General features: G+C 36.8%; 6 protein-coding genes and 1 pseudogene. 6 read left to right on the forward strand and 1 reads right to left on the reverse strand.

What is annotated here, in order from left to right:
* Positions 1–468 precede the first annotated feature (468 nt).
* The 6 genes from AC3WTL_RS19420 to AC3WTL_RS19445 all read left to right on the forward strand — a co-directional run bounded on the left by AC3WTL_RS19420 (position 469) and on the right by AC3WTL_RS19445 (position 4,579).
* Positions 469–1,371, forward strand: a complete 903-nt coding sequence (locus AC3WTL_RS19420; protein ID WP_248350116.1) for an NAD(P)/FAD-dependent oxidoreductase — start codon at positions 469–471, stop codon at positions 1,369–1,371.
* A gap of 97 nt (positions 1,372–1,468) precedes the next feature.
* Positions 1,469–1,930 (forward strand): hypothetical protein, encoded by a 462-nt coding sequence (locus AC3WTL_RS19425; protein WP_236564735.1) that lies wholly within the window; start codon positions 1,469–1,471, stop codon positions 1,928–1,930.
* A 210-nt stretch (positions 1,931–2,140) separates the two neighbouring features.
* Complete coding sequence (locus AC3WTL_RS19430; protein WP_048009497.1) at positions 2,141–2,650, forward strand: hypothetical protein; 510 nt, start codon at positions 2,141–2,143, stop codon at positions 2,648–2,650.
* A gap of 389 nt (positions 2,651–3,039) precedes the next feature.
* Entirely contained in the window at positions 3,040–3,264 is a 225-nt protein-coding gene (locus tag AC3WTL_RS19435) for a hypothetical protein (protein ID WP_048009496.1), read from the forward strand.
* 120 nt (positions 3,265–3,384) lie between these two features.
* Positions 3,385–3,894, forward strand: coding sequence for a GNAT family N-acetyltransferase (locus AC3WTL_RS19440; protein WP_053071341.1), 510 nt, complete (start codon positions 3,385–3,387; stop codon positions 3,892–3,894).
* Between the two features lie 130 nt (positions 3,895–4,024).
* Positions 4,025–4,579, forward strand: a complete 555-nt coding sequence (locus AC3WTL_RS19445; protein ID WP_048009495.1) for a hypothetical protein — start codon at positions 4,025–4,027, stop codon at positions 4,577–4,579.
* 200 nt (positions 4,580–4,779) lie between these two features.
* Here AC3WTL_RS19445 and AC3WTL_RS19450 read toward each other — a convergent pair.
* Positions 4,780–6,017, reverse strand: a pseudogene (locus AC3WTL_RS19450) (IS110 family RNA-guided transposase).
* Between the last annotated feature and the right edge of the window lie 160 nt (positions 6,018–6,177).

Genomic DNA, 6,177 nt, shown 5'->3' on the forward strand with positions numbered 1-6,177 from the left:
CGGATAGATACCTCTTATTCGATAAAACCAGAAAGAAGCAGCGTCAAAGCCCTGGATAGATACCTCTTATTCGATAAAACCAGAAAGAAGCAGCGTCAAAGCCCTGGATAGATACCTCTTATTCGATAAAACTAGAAAGAAGCAGCGTCAAAGCCCTGGATAGATGCCGCTTATTCGATAAAACTAGAAAGAAGCTGCATCAAAGCCCCGGATAGATACCTCTTATTCGATAAAACCAGAAAGAAGCAGCGTCAAAGCTCCCGATAGATACCACTTCTCCGTCAAAATACAAAAAAAGTAGTCACAAACCCCGAATTTTACCAACAAACGAAGTTCCCACACCACAATCAGCAGCCCCCCTACCCTGTAACAAAGCAAACCATTTTAAAAATGAAGTGTATTTGGAAACCGATTTTCTGGGTAGTTTACATGTATAGCCTTTTTTGGCACGAAAAGGAGGAGTTATTTTTGAATTATGATTGTCTGATTGTTGGAGGAGGGATTGCGGGACTGCAGGCTGCCATTCAGCTGGGCAGGTATAAGCATAAGGTGCTGGTGCTGGATTCCAATGATGGGCGTTCCGTGATATGCAAAAATTATCATAATATCTTAGGCTATCCTGATGGTGTGAGCGGCCCGGAGCTTCGTGAGCTTGGGAAAAAGCACGCTGAAAGGCTTGGAGTGGAGTTTGTTCATGAAAAAGTGGAGCAGGCTGAAAAGGCTGAAGGAGGATTTGTGGTTTCAGCAGAAAGCGGGAATAAATATTCCGGCAAACGGATTTTGCTGGCAACGGGCATCATGGACCGGATGCCGCCATTCCCGGAACTGATGCCTTGTCTTGGCATATCTGTCTATGTCTGTCCCGACTGTGATGGATATGAGGTGAAGGATAAACGCACCCTTGTGCTTGGCTCTGGAAATGCCGGCGCTAATATGGCCTTAACCTTGTCTTACTGGACAAATGACCTTGTTTTTATCAACCATGAAAAAAAGGTGCCAGATCAGGAATTTTTGGAGAAAATGAGAGAGAAAAACATTGAATATCTGGAAGAATCAATAGATAAGGTGCTTGCAGATGATGACAAATTTAAAGGTGTAAGGCTGGAAAACGGCAAAGAAATTACAGGGGATAGAGGATTTATTGCATTTGGCGGAAATGAGATAAAATCCGGCCTGGCAAAGCAGCTCGGTGCAGAGCGGCTTGAAAATAAGCATCTCCTGACAGATCCACGCTCGAAAATGACCAGTGTCCAAAATGTTTGGGCAGCAGGCGATGTGGCAGCCCATTCGGAACAAGTAACCATTGCGATGGGAGAGGGTGCACAGGCTGCGATCTGGATCCATAAATCGCTTCTGCAGGATAAAAATTAAGGAATTTAGGTTTTATCGTCGAAATAAAAGGGTATATATTGGTTTATTTCTGTACACTTTTCTCATATAATAGCCTATAAGCTTTAAATAGAGAAAGGTGTTTGCATTGAATAAAGAAAGCTTGGATCTTGTTGTTCATGAATTGCTGAAGAGATCGGGGAGTCAGGCGGACATTAAATTAGAGAAACATTTTCCGGGAAATCGTATTGCTGGCGGAAAATACAGCATGGGAACACATACAGTAACCCTTTATGCAGAAGAGATTAAGAATCAATGCCAGCAGCTGTTTGCTTCTGCTGATCGTTTTTTAGATTATTTTGCCGTTGTGTTTGCTCATGAGTTAGGCCATGCAGAAGATGCGGAGCTGGAGCAATTAGCCAGCCATCTTGATGCCTGCATAACAGAGCAGGAACGCTGGCTCACAGCATTGAAAATTGAGGAAAATGCCTGGGCATTTGCTGAAAAGCTCTTGCCGGACATGGATAAGGCATTCATGCAGAACATTATTTATCATTCATTAAAACCATACCGGGATCAGCTTCAAATGGAGCCTGCCTGACCATATTGGAAGCCGCAAGCGGGAGTGCTGCGGCTTTTTTGTAATCACCCAGGAATAAGAATGTAAATAAGCATATTAATTTTAAGTTACTGTTATTGGTTTCCAAATTAAATAGAGTTTGCCTTCTTCAACTAATAGGTGCAAGAATTGAGGATCAGTGAGGATCATTCATTTCTTTTCGACAAACGGGGCAGAGATATGGAGGGGAAAATGAATCACAAATTTATTGAGTTTATAAAAATTGCAAAGAAACTAAGTGATATTGATATTATCCCCTTGTTAATGGGGTCGGTTGGTTTAGAAGTCGTAACAGGAAAAAGTTGGTGTGCGCAAGACTTGGATATTCATGTACCTGGTGATGAAAGAGGCTGGGAAGTACCGCCGGAATTAAATATACATAAGTGGAATGATATAGTGAACATTATGAAATCACTGGAATATAGCTTAATTGATTTGCATGAGCATGAGTTCTCTAAAGATGGATTATCAGTTGAGTTTGGCATTATAGACACACTGCCAAGTTTCGCCGGAGTACAATTAGAGGACTTAGAAATGCATCAAACGGAAGATGTAAAGTATTACTTACTGAATCTTGAACAGTATTTAAGTGTTTACGAGTCCTCATCCAAGGATAGCTATCGAGCAAATAATAATAATAATAAAGATAGCAGGAAGATAGATTTTTTAAAAAGTATGTTATATGGTAACGAAAAATCTTAAATAATTTGAAGCTCATTTTTCTGTAACAAACGGAAGAGGTTTGTGAAACAAAAAATAATAATTCTTAAGCTCCTATTATTAGGATGAACAACAAAAGTGGTAAAGGTATTCTCCTGACAATTGGTTGGCTATCTGTGTTCTTATTAATAGAAACATTCCTAAAAGCCAACCAGCGACTCTGCTTATTACACCTAAAATAATCATTGCTTACCCCCCTTGTAATACTCTCTATACATACTGGGAAAAACAAAAGCATAGGCGGCATTAAGTTAATTTAATGTAGGGTACAGCACCCGCGTCACTAAATGATTTGAAATGAGTTAAGGTAACTTGTACCATCTAGGTATAAGCCGTTGTTTAACACAAAATTGTACTAATGGAGTAAAAAAATGAAGTTATTTAATGAACCTCTTAAAGGTTTCTTAGTCAATGATTTAGCAGCTTACGATAGCGAGGAAAATGATAATCAGGTTGTTTACCAAATTAGAAAAGGAGAAGTTCTAGTCATTGGTGAATTTAATTCGATTAAATACGAAAGTGGAACTGCGTTAATTATTTTTGCTAATGATGAAGTTATTTCCGTTGATAAGAACATGATAATATTAAAGAATTAAGCTGCCATCTCTGGCGGTTTTTTTCTTATTGTACAAACGGGCAGGTTAGTTGAAGTGGTTTGTTGAATTTATAAGGTATCGAATAAAAAAAGTTAATTGAAAAAGGAGGTAAGAATTTACTTGGATTACGGTGAAGGTTTTGAAATAAAAATTGCTACTAATCACGATAGTAGTGTAATTATTGAAATGTTAAAGCAGATAGCTCAATGGATGAAAGATAATGATATAAACCAATGGAGGTTTCTACTAGATGGTGGTGAGGATGAAGAGATTAAACAAGCCATAATTAATCAAGAAACATACATTGTTTTAAAAGATAAGAATATTGTGGCTACGTTCACACTATTATCTAAACAAAGTGAATGGGATAGGCATATTTGGGGAAGTGATATTTCTTCAAAATCGCTATATTTACATAGACTTGCAATAACACCAACTTATATGAAGAAAGGTATAGGTAAAAGTATATTAACTTGGATACAAGACAATGCAAGAGAAAAAGAATATCTTAAGTTAGATTGTGTTACAGATAATACTAAATTAAATAAATTTTATAAGTGCAATGACTTTGAACTTACTGGTGTAACAGATGGACATAGTAAATATCAAAAAAGTATAAAAAAGGATTAGAAGTTCTTCTACTAAAGGGTGCAAGAATTAAAGATGAGGATCGCTGGAGCGATCTTTTTTCTTGTTTAACAAACGTGACAGGTTTATTGCAGAAGGATTTACTGTTTTTGTTCAAAGGTGGTGATAAATAGTGGAAAAAAGTAATACAAAAGAATTTCTAAAGGTAGCTATTATCACATTCATTATAAGTATTTTATTACTTTTTGCTTTGCTAACACTACAAATCAATGGAATATTTGTTCAAATAGGAACACCACCAAACGGTATTAGTCATCAGGCAATACGTAATTTGCTTATAATTGTGGCAATAGTATCGCTAATTTATTTGTTCAATGATAGAGGTATAAAAGGAATAATAATTGCTATAGGGGTATTTTTCATAATCGTACCGTCCCTTCCAAATCTACTAACTGAGGCTGAATACACGAGGTTTTCTTCTCCAGATAATAAAGAAGAATTTGTAGTGATTGAAAGAGGTTATGGTCGCCTATACCAATTATCAAATTCAAGATTGTATATGACTTATTTAACCAGCATTAATACAGATGACGGCTATAAGCCATTTTCGGACAGTGCATATAAATTAGAATGGGAAGAACCGAATCAGTTGATTATTTATTTTAAGTTTGATTATATGTCAGATTCCTTGAGTAAAGAGATTTCAACCAAATATAGAGTGAAGTGATTTAGGTGATATAGTGTTTCATTAATTAATTAATTAATTTCTTTTTTGTTGAAGTTATTAAGCTAAACCAGCTAATAGTTTGTCAACATTTTTCAATAAAATGATTAATAACGTCATGATATACTAAAAATGTTCATGCCAAATAACCTTCCTCTATGTTTTATTTGGAAGGTTTTGTTGTATTTAGTTAGATATAGTTTTTAAGGTGTATCTTGGAAAATAGTTCTGCTTTTTAGTAAGGCAAAAATCCAATGTAAGAGCTTATTAACACATGCAATAACTGTACTCTAAAGGGTTTTCCTTCTTCACGTTTCTTATCGTAAAACTCCCTTAATTTTTTATTGCGTGCGATGATTTCACCAGTTGTTTTCTTTTTACGAGCATCACGAATACCACTTTGTACAGCCATATACAAGGCATGACGAAGCCTGCTAGAACATCGTTTGGTGATTCGATTTACTGATGCGGTAAACTTACCAGAAGAGCAAACACTAGGATCCACTCCAGCGAATGCAACGAGCTTTTTGGCATCATTGAACCGATCTATCTCACCAATTTCGGAAATAATCGTGGCGGCGATTTTCTCTCCAATTCCAGGGATAGATTGATGTATATAATATTCTTCAATTTCTTTAGCGAGGGCATCTATTTCAACTGCAATTTTAGATAGATGCTCTTGGTATTGAAGAACGATCTTGACTAATAACTCTAGATTAAAAATATTACTCTGGTAGAGTTTGTTTTGAAACGGATTACGAAGGGCTGCTTCCCTTAATTTTTTAGCCTTTTCGTTTGCCCATGCATCTGAACGACTCATACATAGCGAAGCTATTTTCTCTGTTATTTCTCTTTCACTCACACTTAACACTACTTCTGAAGTAGGAAATGCTAATAATGTAAGCAATGAGACTTTGGAATATAAACTTCCAAAAACTCCTCTATATTCAGGAAATACCTGATCCAAAAGGGTATGCAGCTGTATTTTAGTCTGTGCTGATACTTCGGCAATACTTTCTTGTTGTCTTGTTAGATTACGAAGATTTAAAAGTTGAATTCCTCTTTTTTTATAAGGCTCTAACTCTTCTTTATAAAACAGCTCGCAAAGGTGGTAAGCATCAATTGCATCTGTTTTTACCTTCCGCAAACTCGAACTTTTGGCTCGATGGGAGATAAGAGGATTGACAACAATATAAACAAAACTTTGCTCCTCAAGAAATTGAATGACAGGAAAATGGTAATGTCCTGTTGATTCTAAAACCACCGTTGGCTGATGACCACCAGCTGAACTTTCTACTTCATGAAGGAACTCTAATAAACTACCTAAACCATCGGTATTGTGCTTGATACTAAAGCTCTTACGATACGGTTTGCCTTTGTCTAAAAATGCTTGAACCTGACTCTCTCCTTTTGATACATCCAGGCCAATGACTGGATTCATGCTTTTCTCCTCCTAAAACTCAATTTGTCGGTATCCCCTAAGGCTTCTTGTAATGTCATAGGTTCGCTTGTTAAACGGGATCTTTGTCCCAACCAGCCTGAAACATGTTTATACAAGTAGGGGGTGAACAGTTTAGTTGACGGGATTTAACCCACGGGTG

The organism is Cytobacillus sp. EB106-05-05-XG126 (assembly GCF_058791715.1).